The sequence below is a fragment of the Clostridia bacterium genome (assembly GCA_026414765.1).
Taxonomy (GTDB): domain Bacteria; phylum Bacillota; class Clostridia; order Acetivibrionales; family DSM-27016; genus SKW86.
The window spans coordinates 1-24,979 of record JAOAIJ010000031.1 but is presented as its reverse complement, the minus strand read 5'-3'; the positions used below and the strand labels follow the sequence as shown (position 1 = coordinate 24,979).

The 24,979-nt window shown below is 39.2% G+C and carries 26 protein-coding genes, 2 tRNA genes, 1 other RNA gene, 1 riboswitch and 2 other annotated features; of the genes, 19 read left to right on the top strand and 10 right to left on the bottom strand.

The genetic code is table 11. The features are described from left to right. Positions 1-143: 143 nt before the first annotated feature. The 3 genes from N3I35_12735 (at position 144) to N3I35_12725 (ending at position 3,558) form a co-directional block, all read left to right on the top strand. A complete protein-coding gene (locus N3I35_12735) occupies positions 144-308 on the top strand; it encodes a hypothetical protein (protein ID MCX8130949.1) in 165 nt (54 codons plus the stop codon). Positions 309-687: 379 nt separating this feature from the next. Next, positions 688-883: riboswitch (cyclic di-AMP (ydaO/yuaA leader) on the top strand. Positions 884-1,098: 215 nt separating this feature from the next. After that, entirely contained in the window at positions 1,099-1,989 is an 891-nt protein-coding gene (gene dapB / locus N3I35_12730; protein ID MCX8130948.1) for a 4-hydroxy-tetrahydrodipicolinate reductase, read from the top strand. A 133-nt stretch (positions 1,990-2,122) separates the two neighbouring features. Further along, positions 2,123-2,180, top strand: a sequence feature (sodium ion sensor (DUF1646 type); this cis-regulatory element may regulate processes involved in with the transportation of sodium ions). A gap of 82 nt (positions 2,181-2,262) precedes the next feature. After that, a complete protein-coding gene (locus N3I35_12725; GenBank protein MCX8130947.1) occupies positions 2,263-3,558 on the top strand; it encodes an ArsB/NhaD family transporter in 1,296 nt (431 codons plus the stop codon). Positions 3,559-3,602: 44 nt separating this feature from the next. Here the strand turns inward: N3I35_12725 and N3I35_12720 are convergent, their stop codons facing one another. From N3I35_12720 to N3I35_12690, 7 genes are all read right to left on the bottom strand, one after another. Beyond that, on the bottom strand, positions 3,603-4,313 hold the full coding sequence (locus N3I35_12720) for a metallophosphatase family protein (GenBank protein ID MCX8130946.1): 711 nt from the start codon (positions 4,311-4,313) through the stop codon (positions 3,603-3,605). Positions 4,314-4,384: 71 nt separating this feature from the next. Continuing rightward, entirely contained in the window at positions 4,385-5,302 is a 918-nt protein-coding gene (gene trxB, locus N3I35_12715) for a thioredoxin-disulfide reductase (GenBank protein ID MCX8130945.1), read from the bottom strand. 107 nt (positions 5,303-5,409) lie between these two features. Further along, entirely contained in the window at positions 5,410-6,486 is a 1,077-nt protein-coding gene (arsB, locus tag N3I35_12710) for an ACR3 family arsenite efflux transporter (GenBank protein MCX8130944.1), read from the bottom strand. Between the two features lie 39 nt (positions 6,487-6,525). Continuing rightward, positions 6,526-6,864 (bottom strand): metalloregulator ArsR/SmtB family transcription factor, encoded by a 339-nt coding sequence (locus N3I35_12705; GenBank protein MCX8130943.1) that lies wholly within the window; start codon positions 6,862-6,864, stop codon positions 6,526-6,528. Positions 6,865-7,044: 180 nt separating this feature from the next. Beyond that, positions 7,045-8,037: a bifunctional glutamate--cysteine ligase GshA/glutathione synthetase GshB gene (gene gshAB, locus N3I35_12700; GenBank protein MCX8130942.1), complete on the bottom strand. Its 993-nt coding sequence runs from the start codon at positions 8,035-8,037 to the stop codon at positions 7,045-7,047. Continuing rightward, the gene (gene gshA / locus N3I35_12695; GenBank protein MCX8130941.1) at positions 8,030-9,517 is read right to left on the bottom strand and encodes a glutamate--cysteine ligase; all 1,488 of its coding nucleotides are present in this window, start codon (positions 9,515-9,517) and stop codon (positions 8,030-8,032) included. The genes gshAB and gshA overlap by 8 nt, the downstream gene beginning before the upstream one ends. Before the next feature lie 119 nt (positions 9,518-9,636). Further along, entirely contained in the window at positions 9,637-9,945 is a 309-nt protein-coding gene (locus N3I35_12690; GenBank protein MCX8130940.1) for a helix-turn-helix domain-containing protein, read from the bottom strand. A 128-nt stretch (positions 9,946-10,073) separates the two neighbouring features. Here N3I35_12690 and N3I35_12685 point away from each other — a divergent pair, with 128 nt between their 5' ends. Genes N3I35_12685 through N3I35_12670 form a run of 4 tightly spaced genes read left to right on the top strand, consistent with a single transcriptional unit; the run spans position 10,074 to position 12,706 of the window. Further along, positions 10,074-11,267: an aspartate aminotransferase family protein gene (locus N3I35_12685; protein MCX8130939.1), complete on the top strand. Its 1,194-nt coding sequence runs from the start codon at positions 10,074-10,076 to the stop codon at positions 11,265-11,267. Between the two features lie 12 nt (positions 11,268-11,279). Beyond that, positions 11,280-11,726 carry a MarR family winged helix-turn-helix transcriptional regulator gene (locus tag N3I35_12680; GenBank protein ID MCX8130938.1) on the top strand — a complete coding sequence of 149 codons (447 nt, stop codon included), beginning with the start codon at positions 11,280-11,282 and terminating at the stop codon, positions 11,724-11,726. 16 nt (positions 11,727-11,742) lie between these two features. Then, entirely contained in the window at positions 11,743-12,237 is a 495-nt protein-coding gene (locus N3I35_12675) for an arsinothricin resistance N-acetyltransferase ArsN1 (protein ID MCX8130937.1), read from the top strand. 37 nt (positions 12,238-12,274) lie between these two features. Beyond that, entirely contained in the window at positions 12,275-12,706 is a 432-nt protein-coding gene (locus N3I35_12670) for a C-GCAxxG-C-C family protein (GenBank protein MCX8130936.1), read from the top strand. Positions 12,707-12,741: 35 nt separating this feature from the next. Here the strand turns inward: N3I35_12670 and N3I35_12665 are convergent, their stop codons facing one another. Next, the gene (locus N3I35_12665) at positions 12,742-13,518 is read right to left on the bottom strand and encodes a DUF6062 family protein (GenBank protein MCX8130935.1); all 777 of its coding nucleotides are present in this window, start codon (positions 13,516-13,518) and stop codon (positions 12,742-12,744) included. Between the two features lie 262 nt (positions 13,519-13,780). Here N3I35_12665 and N3I35_12660 point away from each other — a divergent pair, with 262 nt between their 5' ends. The 3 genes from N3I35_12660 (at position 13,781) to ssrS (ending at position 15,404) form a co-directional block, all read left to right on the top strand. Beyond that, entirely contained in the window at positions 13,781-14,668 is an 888-nt protein-coding gene (locus N3I35_12660) for an 8-oxoguanine DNA glycosylase (protein ID MCX8130934.1), read from the top strand. Positions 14,669-14,800: 132 nt separating this feature from the next. Continuing rightward, entirely contained in the window at positions 14,801-15,061 is a 261-nt protein-coding gene (locus tag N3I35_12655; protein MCX8130933.1) for a DUF3343 domain-containing protein, read from the top strand. A 129-nt stretch (positions 15,062-15,190) separates the two neighbouring features. Then, a non-coding RNA gene (ssrS, locus tag N3I35_12650) (6S RNA) lies at positions 15,191-15,404 on the top strand. Between the two features lie 43 nt (positions 15,405-15,447). On the opposite strand, the gene N3I35_12645 is transcribed toward ssrS, so the two are convergent. Then, the gene (locus tag N3I35_12645; GenBank protein ID MCX8130932.1) at positions 15,448-16,917 is read right to left on the bottom strand and encodes a hypothetical protein; all 1,470 of its coding nucleotides are present in this window, start codon (positions 16,915-16,917) and stop codon (positions 15,448-15,450) included. Positions 16,918-17,130: 213 nt separating this feature from the next. Between N3I35_12645 and N3I35_12640 the strand changes: the two genes are divergently transcribed. Next, positions 17,131-18,063, top strand: coding sequence for a hypothetical protein (locus N3I35_12640; GenBank protein ID MCX8130931.1), 933 nt, complete (start codon positions 17,131-17,133; stop codon positions 18,061-18,063). A gap of 85 nt (positions 18,064-18,148) precedes the next feature. Here N3I35_12640 and N3I35_12635 read toward each other — a convergent pair whose 3' ends face one another. Next, positions 18,149-18,517, bottom strand: a complete 369-nt coding sequence (locus tag N3I35_12635; protein ID MCX8130930.1) for a phage holin family protein — start codon at positions 18,515-18,517, stop codon at positions 18,149-18,151. Positions 18,518-18,791: 274 nt separating this feature from the next. Then, positions 18,792-19,028 (top strand) — a binding site (T-box leader). 111 nt (positions 19,029-19,139) lie between these two features. Here N3I35_12635 and cysE point away from each other — a divergent pair. The 8 genes from cysE to N3I35_12595 all read left to right on the top strand — a co-directional run bounded on the left by cysE (position 19,140) and on the right by N3I35_12595 (position 24,740). Then, the gene (cysE, locus tag N3I35_12630) at positions 19,140-19,802 is read left to right on the top strand and encodes a serine O-acetyltransferase (GenBank protein ID MCX8130929.1); all 663 of its coding nucleotides are present in this window, start codon (positions 19,140-19,142) and stop codon (positions 19,800-19,802) included. 31 nt (positions 19,803-19,833) lie between these two features. Then, the gene (gene cysS / locus N3I35_12625) at positions 19,834-21,234 is read left to right on the top strand and encodes a cysteine--tRNA ligase (GenBank protein ID MCX8130928.1); all 1,401 of its coding nucleotides are present in this window, start codon (positions 19,834-19,836) and stop codon (positions 21,232-21,234) included. A gap of 297 nt (positions 21,235-21,531) precedes the next feature. Then, entirely contained in the window at positions 21,532-21,954 is a 423-nt protein-coding gene (locus N3I35_12620) for a Mini-ribonuclease 3 (GenBank protein ID MCX8130927.1), read from the top strand. Between the two features lie 130 nt (positions 21,955-22,084). After that, positions 22,085-22,903 (top strand): 23S rRNA (guanosine(2251)-2'-O)-methyltransferase RlmB, encoded by an 819-nt coding sequence (rlmB, locus tag N3I35_12615; protein ID MCX8130926.1) that lies wholly within the window; start codon positions 22,085-22,087, stop codon positions 22,901-22,903. A 190-nt stretch (positions 22,904-23,093) separates the two neighbouring features. Beyond that, positions 23,094-23,603, top strand: coding sequence for an NYN domain-containing protein (locus N3I35_12610; protein MCX8130925.1), 510 nt, complete (start codon positions 23,094-23,096; stop codon positions 23,601-23,603). 192 nt (positions 23,604-23,795) lie between these two features. Beyond that, positions 23,796-24,440, top strand: a complete 645-nt coding sequence (gene sigH / locus N3I35_12605) for an RNA polymerase sporulation sigma factor SigH (GenBank protein MCX8130924.1) — start codon at positions 23,796-23,798, stop codon at positions 24,438-24,440. 137 nt (positions 24,441-24,577) lie between these two features. Then, positions 24,578-24,651, top strand: a tRNA-Gly gene (locus N3I35_12600). Positions 24,652-24,664: 13 nt separating this feature from the next. Continuing rightward, positions 24,665-24,740 (top strand) — tRNA-Thr (locus N3I35_12595). Positions 24,741-24,979: the final 239 nt, after the last annotated feature.

Here is a 24,979-nt window from a genome sequence, read left to right as displayed (position 1 = left end):
TGTTTCCCATAAAAATACCTCCTTAATCTAGTCTCAATATGTATTTTATTCGAGAGCTAAGTATTGTGTTACACCTAATGAAGTTTGCAGTCAAAGTATTTATTTCTTTAAATCACAAAGAATATTTATAGGAGGTGATTTTGATGTCAGACAGGGGAACGAGCAATTCACCCAATACTAGGAATCCACAGCGGCCTTCGAGTAAACCGTCGAGATTAGATCAGTATGCAGATAATGTATTTGATGTAAATAAAGACAAGAGTGAAGGTGTGACATCTAGAAAGGAAAAGCGCAAATGGATGAAGTAGGGCAGTCAGGGAGTATTTCCCTGACTGGTTTCAAAAGAAGAATTCATTTCAAAAGTGGAGGAACTCATCTCTCGTGGAGATGGGCCTTTTAGTATAGCGGTTGCAGATATTGATAATTTTGAGAATATTAATTAGATTTATGGGTATCCTATTGGCGATGAAGTTATTAAAAAGTTGATTTCAGTGTATAGCCAGAATTTGGCGGACATAGACTAAATAACTAGACACGGGGATGAATTGAACATACTTCTTGTAAAAAGGGCTCTGAGAGAAGTTTTAAGGGAAGCACTTGATGATTTATTCAAGAAATATGGCAGATGAGCATATAATTTAGTATATGCATCATATAGCTGGGAACAATTAATATAAACTGAATATAATATAAACTGCGCTGAATCTGTAAAGAGCGGGAGAACCAGACAGTTCCGGACTGACAGTTGGAATTGTTTCAGCGAATAATATTCGCTACATTGGGGTGAATGACGATTTTGTCCATAGGACAGTATATCGTTTAGGGTCAACTCTTTCGATCCGAATCCGTCAGCTAATCTCGTAAGCGTTGGAGGAGAAGGTGATTGATATGCTTTATTGATTATACCCTTTTACAGGTATACGTTTTTTGCATATAAGCCATAGAGACTTCTCTGTGGCTTTAATTATGCATAATAATAAGATATGATAATTAAATTTATGCATTGTGCAGGAAAAACTTAAGAATGATTGCCGGCAGTATAGGATATACATCTTATATTAAGATGACACTAACCTATTATTATTTGGAGGTTTTGATATGATCAAGGTATGTTTGATAGGATTGGGCAAGACTGGGAAGGAGATAGCAAAAACTCTTCTGAATCAGGAAAATATAGAGCTTGTATCTGTGATTTGCAGTTCTGGAAGCCTCAAAACAGGGAAAGATCTGGGTGAAATACTAGGTTGTAAAGACACAGGTCTGGTTGTTCAGGGGCCTGATAACATAGAGCAAACAGTTTTTAGAACAAAGCCTGATGTGGTAGTGGATTTTTCAAAACCAGAGGCAACTATCAGAAATGCAAAGCTGTTTTCTAAAATGAAGGTCAATATTGTCATAGGAACAACGGGTTTTTCTAAAATTGCTCTTCAAAAACTTTTTGTCCTTACACGCAGATACCATAATGGAATTGTGTACGCACCAAACATCACGTTAGGAGTAAATGTGCTTATGCTTCTGACTAATCTCGCTTCCAACATTTTGAACAATTATGATTTTCAGATAACAGAGGTCCATCATAAAAACAAAAAAGATGCACCTTCAGGTACTGCTCTGAAAATTGCAAAGGAAATAGAAAAGGGATTAAAGTTTTCCGGGACAACAGATGTAAAAACCGATATTCCTATCAATGCTGTCCGTGCAGGCGGTGTTGTAGGAAAGCATGAAGTGATGATAGTGGGAGAGGATGACAAGATTGAAATATCTCATGAATCATTTTCGAGGCAGGCATTTGCCAAGGGAACAATACATGCTGTCAAATTTGTTTATGGCAAAACAGGGTATTTTGAAATGAATGATGTACTTGATTTAAAAAGGGTATTGAATGATTATGTAGAGAAAGAGAATCATGTTCTTAATAAAAGGTATCTATACTATAAAAGGAACATGAGCGGTCAGGAAGTATCATTATATAGTGAAACAGGTTTTTAGTATGAAGAGATCAGATACAGGGGGATGAAATGAAACTTGTTATGAATGTGGAAGGATATGAAAAAGTATAGAATAATCATTGATTTACTTTTCTATATCGAATATAATAATATAAGATTTTAATAATGTGACCGGTTGGGCGGATTGGATTTATCCGTTTTCAAGAGTTTTGGCTTCTGGGGTGGGAAGCTCATGTAAATGAGCATTCCGCCTTTTTTGGTGTGTGCATCTTTTTATGATGCTTGATAATACTATTTTTGGAGGTAAATATTAATGAAGGATTTGAATCTTATTTTATCTTTAGTGATATTCATTGTAACGTATATTCTGATTATCCTAGAAAAGGTAGACCGTACTGTTGTGGCTTTACTAGGTGCGTCACTGATGGTTCTGACCAAGATAATCACACAGGAACATGCTTTTAAGGAAATTGATTTTAATACTTTGGGACTTCTTATAAGTATGATGGTCATAGTAATGATAATGAAAAAGACTGGTCTGTTCGAATATCTTGCCATACGAACTGTTAAAGTTGCAAAGGGAGAGCCTTTAAGGATATTGATACTTTTATCGATAATAACAGGCGTACTTTCAGCGATGCTGGATAATGTCACTACCATACTTCTGGTGCTTCCTGTAACAATAAGTATTGCAAAGGATTTGCGTTTGAATCCTATTCCTTACATCATTGCAGAGATATTTGCTTCTAATGTAGGTGGAACGGCAACTCTTGTAGGAGATCCGCCCAACATAATGATTGGGGGCTCGGTCGGCCTCAGTTTCATGGACTTTATCATAAATGATGCAGTTATTGCTATTCCTCTGCTGCTATTGACCACTTACATCTTTGCTTTGATATATAGAAAGAAACTGGTTACAAATAATGATGCGAAGCAAAAGATAATGTCTATGGATGAAAATGAAGCAATAAAAGATAGAGGGTTAATGACAAAAAGTTTAGCAGTACTGGGGCTTACAATTCTGGGATTTGTACTTCATGGTACGTTGCATCTGGAATCGGCTACCATAGCCATTGCGGGAGCAGTATTACTGCTGCTTTTGACCAGTGTAGGGACAAATGCAAAGGTTAAGGTCAGCAGTATTCTTGAGGAAGTGGAATGGAAAACAATATTCTTTTTTGTAGGACTGTTTATACTTGTAGGTGGCATTAGGGAAACAGGAGTTATTAAGATGCTGGCAGAAGGAGTGCTGGATATAACGGAAGGTGATTTGATGCTTACAGCTTTAGCTATACTTTGGGTGTCTGCCATAGCATCGGCATTTGTCGATAATATTCCGTTTGTAGCAACAATGATTCCTATGATAAAAGATATAGGTGCAATATCCGGAATGAATATAGCACCCCTCTGGTGGGCACTATCCCTAGGGGCATGTCTGGGTGGAAACGGAACAATTGTCGGAGCCAGTGCAAATGTAATTGCAATAGGAATGGCTGAAGATGCGGGACATAAAATTACCTTCGGTAAATTCTTTAAAGTGGCTTTCCCCGTGATGCTCCTTACTATCGTCATAAGCTCTGTATACTTGTTCTTCAGATATTTGATATGACATAATGCGATAGTAAAAGACCCGGCTAACCGCCGGGTACTTTACTATCCTTTTCTTAGCAGACAGGCAAATTCATCCGGCAGCAGTCCGGTATTTTCGATAGCTGTTGCAGTTTTCTCGTAATCATAGGGTACTTCTACAATGTCAACGTTTATGTCAGTGTCATTGATATTTAAAATCACATATGTTGCATTAGGATTACCGTGTTTTGGCTTTCCTGCCGATCCTGAATTTACTATGTGCTTTCCGTTTATTACGTTATAGTATGGCTTGTGAGTGTGCCCGCATATCAGAATGTCTTCTTCCAGTTCTTTTGTGACTTCCTTCACCTCATCCGACTCTTCAAATAGGTATTCATTAATCTTCCGGGGGCTGCCGTGCACCAGACAAATGCTGTACTCACCGGCTTTCAGCGTTACCTTTCCTGGCAGCTCTTTCAGGTATTTTCTGTTCTTTTCGGTTATTGTTTTGTTTGTAAACATAACAGACATTCCTGCCAGCTCCAGCTGCTTTTCATCCTTATAGTCACATCCGCACACCAGCTCGCTGTTCCCTATGGCCTTATCATAGTTGCCCTGTACAGAAAGAATATTGTTGGCCCTTATCATATCTATCACTTCATTTGGAAATGGGGCATACCCTACCATATCGCCTGTACAGAGTATCAGGTCAACATCCTTCTTTTTTATGTCTTCTATGACACTTTCCAGTGCATATATATTGCTGTGAATATCCCCAATTACCGCAAATTTCATATGTGTCTCCTCCTTGAATAAAATTTCCAAGAGTAATCTGGTGATCATATGTATTGCAGAAATACATGTGATTACCAGGTATTATCACTTATATAGCGCTCTGCCGAATAGGCGGCTGTCGCACCATCGGAGGCGGCTGTTATCACCTGCCGCAGCGGCTTTTCTCTTATATCCCCTGCCGCAAATACACCAAATATATTGGTCTGCATATTTTCATCGGTTACAATGTATCCCCACTGGTTCAATTCTACCTTTCCTTTTACAAGATTGGTACTGGGGATGTTTCCAACGGCAACAAACAAGCCATCAACCTGAACATCAAAGACTTCATCTGTTCTCAGATTCCTTAGTTGTAGCCCTTCAACACTGAATTTACCGTATATATCTTCAATTACAGAATTCCAGATAAATTCCACTTTACTGTTTGTAAACATAGCATTTTGCAGGACTTTTGCAGCCCTAAGAGTATCTCTTCTATGGATAAGGTATACCTTCGAACAGAATCTGGATAGATACAGGGCGTCTTCGGCAGCAGTATCTCCGCCTCCTACAACTGCCACTGTCATATTCTTAAAGAATGCGCCGTCACAAGTTGCACAGTAGGATACTCCAGAGCCTGTCAGCCGTTTTTCACCAGGAAGCCCCAAAAGCCGCGGGTAGGCTCCCATGCACAGGATAACAGCTTTGCACTGGTAAAGGGCATTGCTGGTCTTGATGGTTTTTGTAACTGTATCCAAAACCGTATCAATAACATCTTCATATATTATTTTTACCCCGAAATGTTTAGCCTGATCTTCCATGTGCATTGCAAGCTCAGCCCCTGATATCGGTTCCTTAAACCCCGGGTAGTTTTCCATCTGGCTGGTTGTTGCCATTTGTCCGCCCGGGAATTTTTTTTCTATGAGTAATGTATCAAGCCCAGCTCTTGATGAATATATAGCAGAAGTAAGTCCTGCGGGGCCGCCGCCGATTATGATTACATCATACATAATATATACCTCTTAAATAAATTTTATTATTTTTCCATATTACATTTCTGCTTATATAAGCCATAGGCACTTAAGTATATGGAGGAAAATATATTTTCAGTCTGACATCATGGTTTGCTTGGCAGCTCATCTTCCTTGAAATATTTGCGTCTAAATATCAAAGCAGCATTAACTAAAGCTATCATGACAGGAACTTCGATCAGTGGGCCTATTACGGCTGCAAAGGCTTGATCGGAGCCTATACCGAATACGGCGACAGCTACTGCAATAGCAAGCTCAAAATTATTACTTGCTGCAGTAAAGGAGAGTGATACTGTCCGGTCGTATTTAAAACCGCCCTTGTAAGACATGTAAAAACTGACAAAAAACATGACGGCAAAGTATATCAGTAAAGGAATGGCAATCCGAACAACATGGCCTGGAAGCGCTACTATGAGCTGCCCCTTCAGAACAAACATTACAACGATGGTATACAGCAGTGCAATCAGTGCCAGAGGTGATATTTTTGGTATGAATACCTTTTCATACCAGTCCTTGCTTATAGCGGCGATCAGACTGAAACGTGTAACAAACCCTGCCGCAAAAGGAATTCCCAGGTAGATCAATACGCTTTGAGCAACACTCCATATTGTCACCTTTTCCAAACCTTCCACTTTCCAATCCAACCCTAGAATTCCAGGTATGAATTTTACAAAAAGGTAAATAAAGAAGGAATAGAAAAGTATCTGGAATATGGAATTAAGCGCAACTAAAGCGGCACAGTATTCATTGTCTCCCTTTGCAAGTGTATTCCATACAATTACCATTGCTATACATCGAGCCAGGCCTATAATGATAAGGCCGACTGCATAGCCCGGAAAATCCGGAAGTAAGAGTACAGCCAGTACAAACATCAGGACCGGCCCGATTATCCAGTTTTGTATGAGTGAAAAGGTGAAAACTTTTTTATCTTTTGTTACTTTGCCTATTTCTTCATACTTTACTTTCGCAAGAGGCGGATACATCATGATTATGAGTCCTATTGCTATAGGCCATGAAATGGTACCGGTACTCATACCTTCCAATGATTCTGCAAGGTCAGGGAACAGATAGCCGCTTGCAATACCTATTGCCATTGCAAGGAATATCCATAATGTCAAGTATCTGTCCAGGAATGAGAGTCTGTCTTTATTTTCTATCTGCATAAATTTAGGCTCCTTTCGATTTTTTGCAGCACTTTGTAGTCAGGTGCAATGAGTTTTTCTGTTCCGTATCCAGTCATCCAGGCGCTGCAAGTCTTTTAAAAATTGGTCCAGGCTTCTCAAATTATCAAATACCAGATTATCAAGAAACTTGTTTTCGGTATCTCTTATCAAAGAGTAGTATACCCACTGGGCATGTTTTCTGTCTGTTACCAAACCTGCATTCTTTAGGTATGTCAGGTGTCTTGATGCTTTGGCTTGTGTAATCTGCAAGGTTTCCATTATATCACATACACACAGCTCCTTTTCATACAGTAGATTCAGTATCCTTAGCCGGGTTACGTCAGATAGGCACTTTAAAACGTTTAAGAGATTTTTCATTGGTAAACCCTTCCTTGACATTCTGATATATTCTTGTATTCGTATAAGCGATTATACTATTATTATATACAACATGAGCAACAAATAAAACTGTATTGTGCTAATTTTGTGTTAATTTCTGGTTAATGAGAAAAGCTACCCGCGAATCCGGCGGGTAGCCCGAAAGTATCGTAGTTTTCTTCAAACCTTAAATCCCAGCAAATCCAATACCTTTTTCTCTACATGCCTGTTTTTGCCCTGGTATGGGAAATTGTGAATATGCAGCGCGGGATTGAAATTCAGTTCAATGACACTGTGGTTTTTACCGTCAGGTTCTTTATATATATCTTTAATGATGATATCAGCACCGCAAATTTTTGCTCCTACAGATTTTGCCGAGTTAATGGCAATTGTCTTATAGGCATCCATAATCTCATCCGTATAGTCGATGCTGTCACCACCGGTACTTATGTTGGAATTTTCACGGAGGTATACTGTCTCTCCGGGGGCGGGGATATACCTGATGTCCTTCTCCTGAAGTCTTAAATATTCCTTTTCCACATCCCCAAGGTTTATTTTTTCCAGTGGTGTTACATAACCTTTTCCCCTCAGGGGATCTTTATTTTTTACGTGTACCAGGTCCTCGACGGTATGCACGCCGTCACCTGTTACATTGGCAGGCACTCTGTGCAATATGGCTGAAACCTCATCGCCAATGACCAGGAATCTAAACTCCCTGCCGGGAATAAACTCTTCTATAAGGATAGAGCTGTCATACTTCAATGCTTGCACGACAGAATTTTGATAGTTTTCCTGTGAATGGAGATTTTTCAAGATAACAACCCCCTTGCCGAAGTTGGTTGATTTGGGCTTTATTACTACATCCTTGCCGATGAAGCGGGGAAATCCGTTCATGGCATCCTGCAATGATTCTGCAGTAATTCCATCAGGTACACTAATACCGTTTTCTTTTAAGATAAGCTTTGTTACTTCCTTGTTTTCCATTATCAGAGGAGCAATATATGTATCAGCAGATGTTCTGGTGGCTTGCTTTACATATTCACTCTTACCTTCCTTGCTTAACCTGATGAAATTATCACTCCGGTCCAGTACTTTAACGTTGATTCCCCGGGATATCGCCTCCTTTATGAGTATTTGTGTGGAAAGCTCCAGAGTTTCGTAATCTTTACTTATCACTTGTCTTACCTCCCAATATTTTTTTAGGCTGTTTGTTTATTATTGCTCTCCGGATACCGAAATCCAGATAGCTTTCATTGTTTTTCCTTGTTTCCGTATATATTTGTGCTGATGGAAGCAGCGAGGGATCAATGATCTTTTTGTGTTCTTTTTCAATGCATGCTTCGTATGTATGGCCTCCCATGCCTTGATCCATCATTAAAGCAATAGCTCTCAGTTTTCTGAATATATCAGTGCTCCACTTTTTTATTGTAATTTTACTATTATTGTATTTGTAAAGTATTAATCCGGGCTTTCTACCGGATAGTGCTACTATATGGTGGTTTTTGTTGACCTTTTCCAGCTCTGTATGTGAGAGTGGCTTACTCTGTTCAAATAAGCAGAACAGCATGAATACCTGTAGAAAATATAGCTGATTTAAACTGATGCCGGTTCTTTCAAAGGGATTCAGGTCAAGAATCCTGACCTCCAGATACTTCACTCCGTTTTTTTTCAGGGAATTTAGTTGTGAGTCTCCATTACGGACAATCTGTTTGGGGCGTATGGATGAATAAAACTCACTTTCCTTTTGCAGTATGTAGTCGTTTAGCTGAAGCTGTTGTCCGTTTCTGAATACACCCAGCATCGAAAATTTTTCACTTTTGGTAGCCATCAATTTGCGGATACCGTGACTATATTCCTCAAGGCTGTTGTAGTACCCTGTGTAATTATCGGGTGTAGCGTTTGAATAGCCAAACCTGCTTACCCGCAGGGAAGTCGAATACTGTTCGTATCGGTCTTCTGAGATACAGCATTCGGGGCAGCATTTTGATATTTTCTCAAGCTCTTTATCTAATGTCGAGTAAAAAGTGGGGTGAGCAGAAGGGGATGCTCCAAAAAGATATATTAACAGCCACCTGTACCTGAGATAATTCCTGATCAAGGCAAAATACAGCATGTTTTTAAAAGTTTGTTTCTGCACACCTTTGCCTGTTTGTTCATACAGATAATCAAACATTTTGTCACCGAGAGAAAAGTTGTAATGAATCCCGGAAATCATCTGCATTTTTTTTCCGTACCGCAATGCAAGTCCGGTTCTGTATATTTCTTTTTCTTTTCCTTCAGCGGTATTGCTGAATCTTGCAATGGGGATTTTGTCTTCATCTGGAAGTCTGGGAGGCATACTGAGGGGCCAGAGCAATTCATCGCCGATTTGATTTTCAGCTACGTTTTGCAATCTTTCCAGGTACTCGTATGTCTTTTCTACGGAATCAAAAGGCGGTGTTATTAGTTCCAGCTGACTTTCAGAGAAGTCTGTAGTTATTTCCGAATTTTCAAGTTTATCTCCGAATGCCGGAGGATGGGCTGTTAGTGCAAGATCACCTGATACTGTGACTCTCTGTGACTCCTTTTCCAGGCCCCAATTCCCATCCAGCAGCAGTTTGCTTTTATCATCGGATGCAAATAATTCGGATAATTGTGTGAAATTCCAATTCATAATACCCTCCTAGCTATTTGTTATTCCAATAGTTTTACAACAATCGAACAATTATGCTAAAAAAATATGCTGCAAATAATCTATTGTTTCATAACAATCGAACAATTTTGGCAAAAAAATCACTTTAAAAAATCTCTTATGGCCTGCACTGCGTTCATGTTGATTTTACACACAAAGCACTGTCCATTTCGGGTATAGGAAATAAGACCCGCATTTTGCAGTTCCTTAAAATGGTGCGATATGGTGGAACGTGACAGGGACATGGAACAGCATGCTTTTGTAAAGCATTTTTCTATACCTCCGATACAGGTATAGTCACCATTATTACCGTTGTCAGATTCACACCAATCATATAAAAGCCTGAAAAGATTCAGTCTCTGTTCGCTTGATAGTGCTTTGAATATCTTTACTAAATCGGTTGCTTCCATAGTTCTATAGTAATCGAACAATCAAAAAGTGTCAAGGCGTAATTTAATTACAAAATAACAGTTGCAATATACAACAGTTTAATGTTACAATAATTGCAATATATAATTAATGCAGCTGGAGGGAAATTATGCAAAAAACTGATGAATTACTCGCGAATGCAAAAAATCATATACTATATACTGCTGCCAGACCCGATAAAGTAATGGAACATGGAGAAGGAATGTATTTGTGGGATACTGATGGCAAATGTTATCTGGATTTTATCGGAGGGTGGGCGGTAAATTGTCTCGGACATAGTCCTGAGGCTATTTCAAAAGCATTGGCAAAGCAAGCATCTGTTCTGGTAAATGCAAGTCCTACATTCTATAATAAGCCCATGATAGAGTTTGCAACACTGCTTACAGAAAACTCTTGCTTTGACAGGGTGTTCTTTCTGAGCAGCGGAGCAGAGGCTAATGAAAGTGCGATTAAGCTTGCAAGGAAGTACGGGGCAAAACACCTTAATGGCGCATACGAGATTATTACTACTGTGAATGGCTTCCACGGACGTACTTTGGCGACCATGTCGGCAACGGGGAAGCAGGCATGGAAAGATTTGTTTGCTCCAAAGATACCGGGTTTTGTCCACGTCGGGTTCAATGATATTGAAGCCATAAAAGCAGCGATAACTCCCCTGACTTGTGCTGTTATGCTTGAACCTGTCCAGGGTGAGGGTGGAGTAAATCCCGCTGATGAAGCATACATAAGAGAATTAAGAAAAATTTGCGACGAAAAGGGTATCCTGCTGATTTTTGATGAGATTCAGACCGGTATAGGAAGGCTTGGAAACCTTTTTGCTTACGAACAGTATGGCGTTGAGCCGGATATAATGACACTTGCTAAAGGAATAGGAGGGGGATTCCCCTTGTCTGCAATGTTGACAAAGGAAAAGTATAATATTTTTGAAGCAGGGGATCAAGGAGGGACTTACTCCGGACAGCCATTAGCCATGACCGTAGGCTACGCGGTAGTAAGTGAAGTCATAAGGAGGAATTTGCCCGCTGAAGCAAAAGAAAAGGGCCAGTATATAATCAAAAAACTCAATGAGATTAAAGATGTATATGGTATAAAAAATATACGGGGAAAGGGTTTGCTGATAGGTTTTGACCTTCCCGGGGAAAATGGTCAGGATATGGTGCGTGAGTGTTTGGCGGAAGGGCTTATTGTCAATTCGCCCAAGCCTTCCACTATGAGGCTGATACCCCCATTGATTGTAGAGTTCACGCATATAGATGAGATGATGGATATATTGTGCAGAGTATTGGATAAGGTAATCAGGTAGGAGGAATGGCAGATGAAGACACCTGTAAATGAGAAGGTTCTCAGGGAAGCGCTAAGAATTCTTGTAAGAAAGCTGGGCATATTGGAAAAAAGTGAATTTACCAGTTGCGAAATAACACTGGCCCAATGTCATGCAATAGTTGAAATGGGAAGGACAGAGAAGATTTCTCTTAATGAACTGGCAGAGACTTTAAACCTTGATAACAGTACCATGAGCCGTACAGTGAACAACCTGGTAAATAATGGACTGGCTGTGAGGGAAACGGACCCTGAAGACAGAAGGTATGTGACAATCAAGCTTACGGAAAAAGGGCAGGAGTTGTTTATGAGTATTGAAGAAAGTATGGAAGTGTATTATAAGAGAATTTTTACTGCCATACCGGAGGATGACAGGCAGAAGGTATTGGAGAGTATGGATATACTGCTCCGTGCAATAAATGAAAGCAAATGCTGTGAATAAAAGGGTGGTGGGTTAAATGGCTTATCTTGCGCGAACAGCAGAGAAAACAGATATTCCCGCAATAACTGATATATATAACCAGGGAATTCAGGACAGGGTAGCAACTTTCGAAACAGCGTTAAGTACGGTAGAGGAAAGAGTGCACTGGCTGCTTGAAAGAAGTGAAAAACACAAGGTGCTCGTTATTGGGAACGGATCCGGCGAGGTTTACGGTTGGGCATCTTTGAATGTATATAATTCAAAGTGTTGTTACAGCGGGACTGCCGATGTGTCTATATATATCCGGAGGGATATGAGAGGAAAGGGCCTGGGAAAGCTTCTGATGAACTCTCTTATAAAAGAAGCCGTAAAACAGGGATTTCATAAACTGATTTTGATGGCACTTGCTTCTAATGAAATGGGAAAGAGGTTGTATGTTAAGTCGGGCTTCAGGGAAGTAGGGGTTTTTGAAAAGCATGGACAGCTTGATGGCATGTGGCTGGATGTTGTCATTATGGAAAAGTTGCTGTAATAAGAATCTTGATATTTAGAAAAGGTAGGTTATGGGTATGGGCAGAGCGGAAAATGCAGTTGAGTATTTTTCAAAAGGTTTTAACTGTTCTCAGGCAGTGTTATCTGCTTATTGTGAGGAATTTGGACTGGATATGGATACTGCTATGAAGGTTTCATGCGCTTTTGGCAGTGGGATGAAGATGGGAGAAACTTGTGGAGCTGTGACGGGTGCGCTTATGGTAATCGGGCTCAAGTTTGGGCAGGCAAAGGAAAATGACTGGGAATCCAAGGAAAAGACTTATGCTATGGTAAGGGAATTTATAAAAAGATACAAGGAAATAAATAACTCGGTGATTTGCAGAGAACTTCTGAATTGTGATATAAGTACTGAGGAAGGAATGAAGGAAGCAAGGGAGAAGGAGTATTTCCGGTGTATTTGTCCAAGGCTGGTCAGTGATGCTGTGAAAACTCTGGAAAGTATGCTGTAAAAACAAGGTATGCGGTGCTTGTCCGCATACCTCGTTTATTTTAAATCGCAATAGCCTGTTATCTTTTGAATGCTTCTCGGTACGGCATCTCTGGAGTTTCCCCATGGTTCGTCGTTATAACGGTAATCAAACTTTTTAGTAAACCAGTTTACTTCACTTTGAACCCGTTCCATGTTTTCAAGCTGTATTTTTATAAGATTTTCTGTAAAGATGGCCATTTCTTTTGTATTAAGATACTTTTTTGTACCTTCCAGAAGGACTCTCGTATGCTTCAGGCAAAACCCCTTTTTTGAGTTGAACAGAGCTTTGAAATCTTCTTCCTTGAACCATAAATACAGTATTACATCAACGTACCTATCCAACGTAAAGTTCAGCTTGTTACATACTGCACATCTGTTTTCGAGATTGGATAATTCACTAATAAGCTGGTCTACCAGTTTTTCTGTTTCAGTCTGTTTGGAAGAGATCTTGTTGGATAGGTTTTTTACCAGGGATATTTCCGAGTCTTTTTTTAGCGCACCTGATTTGGACTCATACATCTTTTTGAGTTTTTTGTTTTGTTCTGTGAGGTGAGTATCAAGAATCAGTCCCAAACCATGCCTTTTGGATTGCTTCGCATAAAGAAGCTCGAAATGTTTTCTGCAAAAACCGTTTTCATTAGTCTCTATCCTGCCTTCGGGTTCCATCAGGGATGGTCCTAAAACATATTCCACATATTCATCTTCGAGTTTCCTCTCAAGAACGCATACAGGGCATTCACATTCTTCACGGAAGGCTTCTGTCACAGGTATTGTATATATTCTCTCTTTCATAGCGTATTTCCTATTCTTGATTTATTATTTAGTCAGGTGTTAATTTGCTGAATTTTATTGCAAGTAGTTTTATTTTTTATTAATTATAGCAGAAAAAACAGGGAATATATATAGTAAGTTAGCAGGGGCGCATTTTTTTGATATGGCCCGGATTTTTCCAATGGCTTATGGTACGATACTAAGAGCCTTTAAATTTGACAGATGGTGGTTAGATACGCCATAGATGTTTACTATGCAGTGCTGGCTGGGGAGATGATGATTATTGGATTATAAGGGATATAAGGTGACAGAAGAGAAGGACAGGCTTATTGTGGAAGGTACAAGGGACTTTAACCCTGTGCATATATTTGAATGCGGGCAATGCTTCAGATGGATGAAAGAAGCAGACGGCAGCTATACGGGAGTTGCCAGGGACAAGGTAGTCAATGTAAGCTTTGATGGAGGGACGCTGATTATCAACAACTCAAGCTTACAGGACTTTACGGATATATGGTATGATTATTTTGACCTGGAAAGGGATTATTCCGCTGTCAAAGAGTGTTTGGGCAAGGACGATATAATGAGGGAAGCTATAAAATTTGGTTACGGCATAAGGCTTTTAAGGCAGGATATATGGGAAACACTTATCTCATTCATCATATCTGCAAATAATATGATACCCAGGATCATGAGAACGGTTTCTGCTATTGCAAAGGTATATGGCAATGAGCTGGTTTATAATGGCAAATCCTACTTCTCCTTTCCGGATGTGAAGGCTCTCTCGGGTTCAAGCGTAGAGGATCTTGAATTCTGTAAAGGTGGCTTCAGGTGCAAGTATATAGTAAATACATCCCGTATGGTGATGAATGGTGAAGTGAATCTGACGGAACTTAAAGATATGACCGCTGATGCCGGTAGAAGCGAGTTGACAAGATTTCCGGGGGTAGGAAACAAGGTAGCTGACTGTACGCTGCTTTTCAGTGGAACCAGGTATGATGTGTTTCCTACAGATGTATGGGTTAAGAGGGTTATGGAAGAGCTGTATTTTAAAAGGGAGGCCAGTTTCAGAGAAATACAGGCATTTGCAGCGGATTATTTCGGCGGATTATCCGGTTTTGCACAACAGTATCTTTTTTATTATGCCAGAGAAAATAAAATAGGTGTAAAATAAATATAAATACAATCAAACAAATTATGTAACACCCTAACTTTTCTTTCAGTATGATGTTATTGAAAGATGCAGGACGCTGAACGGCTGCCTGTGATTTCAGACAGCATATGCATGCTAAGGGAGAGTGGATTTATGTACTGCTTGGCATTGTTTGATTCAGGTAATTACGCTTTTAGGTTATGCAAGATACTGGAGACAAAAGGTTATGTATTTGAGGTTATTTCGACACCATGTCAGATAGCAAAAGGAGGATGCGGATATAGTCTGAAATTTCCCATTGAATACTTGGATATTATCGTAAGTGAAGCTGTATCCAGCAGGATGTACATAAGGGAAGTCTATAAGATAATACCTATGTTTTCAAAAAACAAGTACGAGAAGATGTATATTTGATTCATTTTTTAAGTATAACGGAGTATTTTGGAGTTTATTTCAAATATATTCTTTAAAAGTGTTTTAAACATCTTCAGGTTTATTGAAAAAAAACAAAAAGTGATGATATAATAAGTGATACAGAGATGATAAATCCTGAAATGCACGGATAAGCCTATTATTTTGAACCTACATCAGACATAAGGGAGTCCGGAGTTTGTAAACAGATATCAGGCCTCAAGCTAATTCCGACATTCGAGCTTAAACGAATGCAACGGCAGAGGAAGGTTGATGTGTACAGCAGGGCACCCACCTAGCTAAGGCTAGGTGTCAAAATATAGGTGAACGGCATTTTGGGGCTAACACTTTTAGAGAGTTCTCACAGTAGAGCTCTCTTTGTTTATGTATTAAAATTTTTTCAGCCTGAATACTCTTCCTGAGCCTTCTTTTTTCTTGTTATTTTTTTTGTTTTCTTCAGAAGAAGCATGGAGGTTGACTGTATCAGAAAGAAGACTGTTTTTCTGCTCTTCATACGATATATTGCCGTAATTATTTCCCGTTTTTAAATTGCTTATTTTCTCATAGTAGTCATCGAACTTTCTGAATACCTGCTTAAGCTGATTTACTTCATTTTCAAGCATATTAAGCTTCAGTGAGTTTTTTATCATTTCTTTTTCCATGCTCTGCTGAAGTGCTTTTAGCTTTGTTATGCCTTCATCCGTATTTATGTTTGCCTCCTTGAGTTCATCGACACTTCCTTTTAATAATTTTAGTCCGTCAAGGAGCATAGTGCGCAAGTCTTCAGCAGACATATCCGAAACCGTACTTTGCGGTTCCTGATAGAATGCCAGCCGGTACCCGTTGATCAAAGTTCCCGGTATTCTGGGGGCAATAATTTTTTCCACCTTGGGTGAAATGTTTGATTTATAGGAAAGGCATACAAGTTGCCTGCCGGCTGGAAATTGGTATCTGGATGCTTTTGTCCAGCTTTTGCCGGTGTCATCCGAGGTACAATGGTAAATAGTATCATCTCTGACCCAGAATATTATCAGTTTGCTTCCGGTAAGAATCAATGATGCATTTTCAAAGGGATAGGACGAACTGTGTATTATTATTTCGTTGGACCAAATGTTTTTATCCGGAAGCTTCTGTTGATAGACTAAATCCAGTTGTTTGGCTGAACGCCGTTGATAACACAGATGGATTATATTCTTATCATCAGTGATGACGCAGGGGGATTCTGTATTTCCGTTATATCTGGTTATGGGAGTGAAGTCGCTCCAGCTTTTTTGCATGAAGTTATATTTCTTATATCCTGTCTGAAAATAATTTCCGTCCGATGACTGATAGAACACATAAATATTTCCCGAAGCATCATACGTCGATGAATAGGGAATATCACTTTCTGCTACATAATCAATCACTTTAGGTGTATTTATATTTCCGCTGCTTAAAATCTGATGTGCCAGAATAACTGATGTATTGTGTCTAAGGGTATACAAAATATGGACAGTGCCCTTAAAAGGTATAAGTGATAAATGTTTATCATAACAACTTGGGTTTTTGCTATTTAATACGGGGTAAATTTTGCTGTCTCCATCTGAAACCAGGATGTATACCAGGTTCCCCTGAAAATTTTGAGCTATAAGATGAATATAACCTTCAACATCCATATCCGCATAAAAAAGGTGATGCACATTTCCCTGTATCAGGTTCGATTCCGTCCATGAATTCCGTTTGTTTAAAGTGCTGCAACAGATGCCGGATCTGTCATCATAGTAAAAATTCCAGACCTTTCCCGATGATTGCCTGAATATATATTGTGTTTTATTTGGGTTATACATTTTGCTCAACCTTTCTATATTAATGCGAAGCAAGCCTGGAAGAACCCCCTTAACTCTATCCTTCACCCTCGCATTACATTTATATGATTTTAAAATAGATTTTATCTTTTGTTTGGGTTAATAATTCAAAAATAAAAATTATTAAATTCCATCGTGCGTTGTATCACAAAAAACAGTAATAACATATTATGTAATTGACAGTGAATTTAAAACACAATAGAGAACATGAAGAAAGGGGATGTGAGTATGGGTCACGAGCATGACAAAGTTGTTGCCGGTCTGATTTGCGAAAGAGATCTTTGCAAAATCAGGGAAGCTGTTTGCATACAGGTAGAAAAAGTATTCGACTCCTGTAGAGAAAAAGACTGTATAGAAAACGCAAGAGTTTTATTCAGAAATACTGACTGCATAAGGAGAATAATACATAGGGCTATCAATGTAAAGGCCAGAAGAGCCGAAGTAGTGGATGTATACGCTGATATTGAACCTGTACCTTTTAAGAGGGGGTTTTATACAGTTGACATTAAGTACTTTATCAGGGTTACTCTTGACTTCTTTGTACCGAGAAGAAACGGTGGAACAAGAGTTATTACAAAAAACGGCTTGGTTTTATATGATAAGAAAGTTATACTTTTCGGTTCCGAAGGTAGTGTAAAAATCTTTAAAGCTCACTATGTAGAAGGCGGTATTGATGATCCTGTCAGATCAAGATTGCAACAGGATAATCTGCCGATTTCCAAAGTGGAAGTTGCAGAACCTATTGCCTTAAACGCAAGGATTGAGGAAATCTGTGAAAAATTTGATGACCACTGCTGCTGTGTAGACCAGATGCCAAGGAATGTTGCCGATTTGTTTGATGATGACGACGATGATGTAGATGACATAGAAGGTATATTGGATGATGATTTTGCACGCAGAAGAGTTGTCGTTACACTTGGATTATTCTCCATTATTAAGCTGGTTAGATTTGTGCAGCTTGTAATACCGGCATTTGATTACTGTGTACCAAATAAAGAGTGCGTAGCTGCTACTGAAGAAAACCCATGTGAATTATTTGAGACAATCGAGTTCCCTGTGGATGAATTCTTCCCTCCTCAGATTTTTGATTTTCCGGGCGCACTAGAAGCACAGCAGGATATGCACGAAGGAATGGACAATCATCATCACCATGGACACTAAAAACGTGAAATCTTAGTATTGCAATATTTGCTAAGGCAAAAAGGGATAGCTCTCACTATCCCTTTTTATTCATTTGATATATCGGTCACATAGCTTTGCCTGGAATAATTGCATCGACTATACCGTATACCAGTGCGCCAATGATTGCGCCCCATATAGATACATCAAAACCTGCAACGAGCGCTGAAGTTAAGTATATTATTACGGCTGCCATAATAAAACCGGTAATACCTCTGCCGAAAGGAGATGCATTCAGTCCAAGTAGCCTGGATGCTAAATAATCCAGTCCCGCTAGTACAGCAGATGCTATAATAAGTGACCAGATGTTGGATATTCTGAATCCGGGTGTTAAAGCTGCCGTAATAGCTAGTACTATAGCTCCTACAAGTAATCTTATTATGAAGTGGGTTGCACCGGATGCGGCGGTTCTTGTTCCATTGTATTGATCAGCCATTTAATCACATCCTTTCAAAGTTGGCCTAGAGTAAAGGATTGTAATATAGGTAGAATTACAATCTTCATTCAAATATATTATTGATTTTTTAACAGATGTTTATTCAGGTATATGATATGAATAAAAGTTACATTATTTCAAAACTTTTTTAGGTTGAAAATATACAAATTGATTTATTAATCATAAAAACGGGTAAAATATATATTACATAATTGCTTAAATTATTATTTACTTAAAATGTTTTATTTGTTAAAATTAAAGAAATTATATAGTGATAAAGGTAATGAATGGGTAGAGTATCTTGGATACACCTTAAGAGAGGGACTGCCAAAAGGCTGAAAGCAGTTTCAGGTATGTATATAAGGGAAGTGCACCCATGAATCTGAAGCTGAACATATAAAGTAGGCTTTCACGGAGAAGCACCGTTATGCAGAGTACAATAAAAGAATTATTGTCATTAAGAAGGATGTCCTTGAATTAGAGTGGAACCGCGATTAACCCCGCCTCTATAATATATATTTATAGAAGTGGGTTTTATTTTTTTGCAGGTTAAGGGTCAAAGCTGAACTTAATTTTTATCCCTCACAAGGGAGTAGTCAAAATGTTTTTGCGGAGGTGGGTCATGTTTAAAGAACTTTTATACGATGCCAGGTCAATTGCAGAGAGGGATCCTGCTGCAAAGGGAACTCTTGAGGTAATGTTGCTGTATCCGGGATTTCATGCGATATTCTTTCATCGTTTTGCCCACTGGTTTTACAATAAGAAAATGTCTTTTTTAGCAAGACTTGTATCACAGATTTCCAGATTTATTACCGGAATAGAGATACATCCCGGAGCTGTAATCGGAAGAGGACTCTTTATTGACCACGGTATGGGAGTAGTTATTGGAGAAACAGCTGAGATCGGTGACAACTGCACTATTTATCATGGTGCTACTCTCGGAGGAACCGGGAAGGATAAAGGGAAAAGACACCCTACTATCGGTAATAATGTTTTGATCAGTGCAGGGGTGAAAATTCTCGGACCATTCAAGGTCGGGGATAATTCAAGAATAGGAGCAAACTCAGTTGTGCTAAGTGAGGTAGAGCCCAATACTACAGTTGTGGGGGTTCCTGGAAGGGCAGTAAGGAGAGGCAATGTAAGAATAGCACCATCTATAGAACTGGATCAGATACACAACCCGGATCCGGTTGCTCAGGAATTATGCAAGCTGCTTATGAGGCTTGAACATCTGGAAAACACAGTAAATGAAAAGGCTGTCTGCAAAAGCGAAGACCGGCAATAGGATCAGGAAGACGGAAGGGGATTTATTTTAGATGAAACTTTACAATACATTGACAAGAAAAAAGGAAGAATTTATACCTACAGACAAGAATGAAGTCAGAATGTATTCTTGCGGGCCTACAGTCTACAACTTTTTTCACATTGGAAATGCAAGACCGTTTATCATATTCGATACATTGAGAAGATACCTGTCCTATAAAGGATATGGTGTTAAGTTTGTACAGAACTTTACTGATATAGATGACAAGATGATAAAGAGAGCAAATGAGGAAGGAATAACGGTAAAGGAACTGGCGGACAGGTTTATAAAAGAATACTTTGTGGATGCAAAAGGACTTGGGATAGGAGAAGCCACAGAACACCCAAAAGCTACTGAGAATATAGATGCTATCATTCAGTTGATTAAGACTCTGGAAGAGAAAGGCTTTGCATATGCAGTAGACGGGGATGTATATTTCAGTACTAAAAAGTTTAGGGACTATGGAAAACTGTCGCATCACAATCTGGAGGAGCTCGAGCTGGGTTCCAGAATAGATGTGGATGATAGAAAACAAGACCCTATGGATTTTGCGCTGTGGAAGGCTCAAAAACCTGGAGAACCTGCGTGGGACAGCCCGTGGGGGAAAGGCAGGCCAGGCTGGCATATTGAATGCTCAGCTATGGCTAATAAATATCTTGGTGAGACAATAGACATTCACAGTGGCGGTCAGGATTTGATATTTCCTCACCATGAAAATGAGATTGCACAGAGCGAAGCTGCAAGCGGTAAGCCTTTCGCGAGGTACTGGATACACAATGGTTTTATCAATGTAAATAATGAGAAAATGTCAAAGTCTGCAGGCAATTTTTTTACTGTAAGAGATATCGCAGAAAAATTTGATTATGAGGTAATCAGGTTCTTTATGCTTTTAGCACACTACAGAAGTCCCATAAATTTCAGTGCCGAGCTTTTGGAACAGGCAAGAAACGGGCTTGAGAGAATATATAACTGTCTGAATAACTTGCAACACTTGAAGGCTCATGCGGCAGATGCTGAAATGACACAAAGCGAAAGGGAATTCAGTTCCGTACTGCTTAGTCTGAAACAAAAGTTTACTGCTGCAATGGATGATGATTTGAATACCGCAGATGGTATTGCGGCAATCTTTGACATAGTAAGGGAAGTGAATTCAAATATAACTTCGGTGTCAAATCCTTCCGAAGCTATTATTGACTTCAGCTATTCACTTATTATGGAACTTACCGGTGTTTTGGGTATAGCTCAGAAAAAAGAGAGCAGCCTTGAAAGTGAAGTAGAAGACCTGATCAGTCAAAGACAGCAGGCAAGGAAGGAAAAGAACTGGAAGCTGGCAGATGAAATCAGAGATAGGCTTAAAGAAATGGGTATAATCCTTGAAGATACACCGCAGGGGGTAAAGTGGAAAAGAGCATAGTCATGCTGTGGGATATATAAAATAGCTGAAACTAATGGTTTGCCAGATATAGCAAATTGATCAAAGGGGATTGTACGACGACAATCCCCTTTTTTGATTTTTGTAGCGGCTGTTCAATCTATAAATTTTACGAAAACCACACAAGCGGTTAAGTTAGCCTAAAGTTAGAAGAAAGTCGAACAACCGTAAATGTTTACTTGTCCTTTTTCATGGTATATAATATGAAAATAGTAAAAAACTATTGCTGTTTATAGCTGGAATAAAATAATTACAAATATTATAAGGTTGATAATCTTAATGCTGAATGATTTTTTCAAAAGTGTGTCGGATGGGTTTAAGACAATTGAAAAGGATGCAGGCCAGTATAACCCCTTGGTACTTGCATATATAGGGGATGCCGTATATGAGGTGTTTGTGCGCACTTTGCTGGTAAGTAAGAGCAATGCGCCGGTACACAAGCTTCATAAATATTCTATTGAGTATGTAAAGGCGAAAGCACAGTCAGATATAGTACATAAACTTCTGGAACACTTGACTCAGGAAGAACAGGATATTGTAAGACGGGGAAGAAATGCAAAATCCGGAACCATACCTAAAAACGCTGATGTTACAGAATACAAATATGCCACAGGATTTGAGTCGCTTATAGGGTATTTATATCTGAAAAAGGATATTAGCCGGTTAATGCAGATTCTGAGCTTGTCTGTTTCGGATAAGTAAGTTTGGACTATTCTGTTGTATAGTTCCAATTTTTTTGTTAACCGTAACCAGGGAAATGACTGGTTATTTTTATGCTTGCAGTGGGCATGATAAATGTAAAGTGTAATATATAATAAAGGAAGTGTATCGGATGCCATATAAAAAAGAGAGAATGCCTAACAGGGAGGGCATAAGACAAAATACAGGTTTTAAGCCTGAAAGAGAAGAAGTAAATGAGGGACTGGATAAGCTTGAGGGACGGAACTCTGTAATGGAGGCATTAAGGTCGGAACGTTCCATAAATAAGATTTTTGTTGCCAAAGGAGAAAGGGAAGGGTCAATAAAGCAGATTATAGCTCTGGCAAAAGAAAAAGGTATAGTTCTTCAGGAGGTAGATAGGGTCAAGCTTGACAATTTATCCCAGACACATTCGCATCAGGGGGTTATTGCTTTTGTAGCAGTAAAGGAATATGTAGAAGTGGATGATATTTTGAAAATTGCTGAAGAGAGAGGAGAACCTCCTTTCATAGTTTTGCTGGATGAAATTACCGACCCTCATAATCTTGGGTCTATATTAAGAACAGCTGATGCTGTAGGAGCGCATGGAGTAGTGATACCAAAAAGAAGGTCGATAGGACTAACTGCTACAGTTTCAAAAGCTTCAGCAGGTGCTGTCGAGTATGTGCCTGTTGCCCGTGTAACTAACCTTGCTCAGACTATTGATTACCTTAAAAAGCAAAATATATGGGTTGTGGGTACAGATGTATCAGGTGAAAAGCCTTTCTTCAAGAATGATTTGAAAGGCGCTATTGCACTGGTTATAGGCAGTGAGGGAGAAGGTATGGGAAAGCTTGTCAGTGAGAAATGTGATTTTATTGTAAATATTCCTATGAAAGGCCGGATATCCTCGCTGAATGCAGCTGTAGCAGGGGCTGTTGTCATGTTTGAGGTGCTCAGGCAGAGAGGCTGATAAAAAGGTTCATACATAACTAAAAAAGGCAGCTTTTTCAGACTAAGTAAATTCAGCCAGGATTTATTGTTGGAAATTAGCTTTAAAACGATTATAATACAGATATGTCAGTTATCACATAATTGGGAACCAAGTAATAAGACTGCAGGATGAGGACTTGGTTCTTTATTTTTGTTAGGAAGATGGGTTCATGGAGTATTTAGTTATTGACGGCTACAACGTAATAAATGCTTGGAGCGATCTGTTTGATCCCAGTGCAGACTCCCTGGAGGATTGCAGACTCAAGCTGCTTGATATCCTGTCAAATTATCAAGGCTATAAAAAGAATAATATAGTGGTTGTCTTTGACGCTCATCTTGTAAAAGGAAGTCAGGAGAAAAAGGAAAATTATGATAACCTGACAGTTATATATACAAAAGAGAATGAAACTGCCGATAACTATATAGAGAAGTTTGTATACAACTTGGGAAATATTCATACCATCAGAGTTGTAACGGCAGATTATCTGGAACAGACTATGATTCTGCGCAAGGGCGGTATAAGGGTTTTGCCAAGAGAATTGAGATCAGAACTGCGCCAGGCGGGAAATAATCTTAAGGTAAACATAACAAATGCAGGTGCTAAAGATAATACCATAATGTCAAACCTAAAGCCGGAACTGCTTGAAAAGCTTGAAAAGATGCGAAGGAGTAAGTTTTAGCTTGACACATCACGTCCTCTTAAATATAATTATGGATGTGTAGCCTTTTCCGGGCTTGCGATATGCTTTTTTGGCCTTATTGTTACGGATGTACTTGCTTATTGATACAAATTTCCTTAATGCTGGTATTTGGATTATTATAAACTTTTAACAAATTTGATTGATTACTGAGATGTATAAGGGGGCGTTATTTTGAAGTCAAATGCACAAGCTGGAGTGCCGCATACCTTTACTACAATGCTTGATGAGGAAATAATTGAGGATGCAAGGTCTGGTAATAGTAGAGCCCTCGAATATCTTATCAATAAGTATAAAAGCTTCGTCCGTGCTAAAGCAAGAACTTATTTTCTTATAGGAGCCGATAGGGAAGATATCATTCAGGAAGGAATGATAGGTCTTTATAAAGCCATAAGGGATTTCCGCGAGGACAAGCTCTCATCCTTCCGTGCTTTTGCCGAACTTTGTATAACCAGGCAAATCATTACTGCAATAAAGACAGCAACAAGACAAAAACATATTCCGCTAAATTCGTATGTTTCTTTAAATAAACCCATTTTTGATGAAGAGTCGGACCGTACTCTTATGGATGTTATAAGCGAGGAAAGTATTACCGACCCTGAGGAAATGATTATAAACCGCGAAGAGTTCAACGGCATCGAAGTAAAGATGGGGGAAATACTAAGCGAACTGGAGTGGGAAGTGCTATCGCTGTATCTTCAAGGGAAATCCTACCAAGAGATAGCCGAGGAACTGGACAGGCATGTAAAATCTATCGACAACGCGCTACAGAGAGTAAAACGTAAATTGGAGAAATATCTTGAAGAAGGAAAAGTTTAATTTGATTTAATGAGGGTATTAAGTACTGGACTTATAAAGTTATTTGTGCTATAATTCCTTTCGTTGCGGATATTGGTGGGTATAAATGTAGCAGACATTGCAGATGATAATTGTTGGATAAGGTATCCGTTAGACTTGCGGGTGTAATTCAATGGTAGAATATCAGCTTCCCAAGCTGACTGCGTGGGTTCGATTCCCATCACCCGCTCCAACTTCATATTTGTGCCCTCATAGCTCAGTCGGCAGAGCGCATCCATGGTAAGGATGAGGTCACCAGTTCGATTCTGGTTGAGGGCTCCAGTGAAATTAAGGGTTTCAAGACTTCGGTCTTGAGGCCTTTTTTGTTTTTACCCTTACAGAATAATTTACATATCTTAATTATGCTGACCTTGCCCCATTGACCTGCTCCCCTAAAAGGATACCATTCACAAAGTTAGTCCGGATGATATAATTAATATTATCCGGGAGGAAAGAACGATGAAAAAAAGGTTTACAGAGGAGCAGATCATAGCAATTCTTAAGCAGCAAGAGAAGGGGGC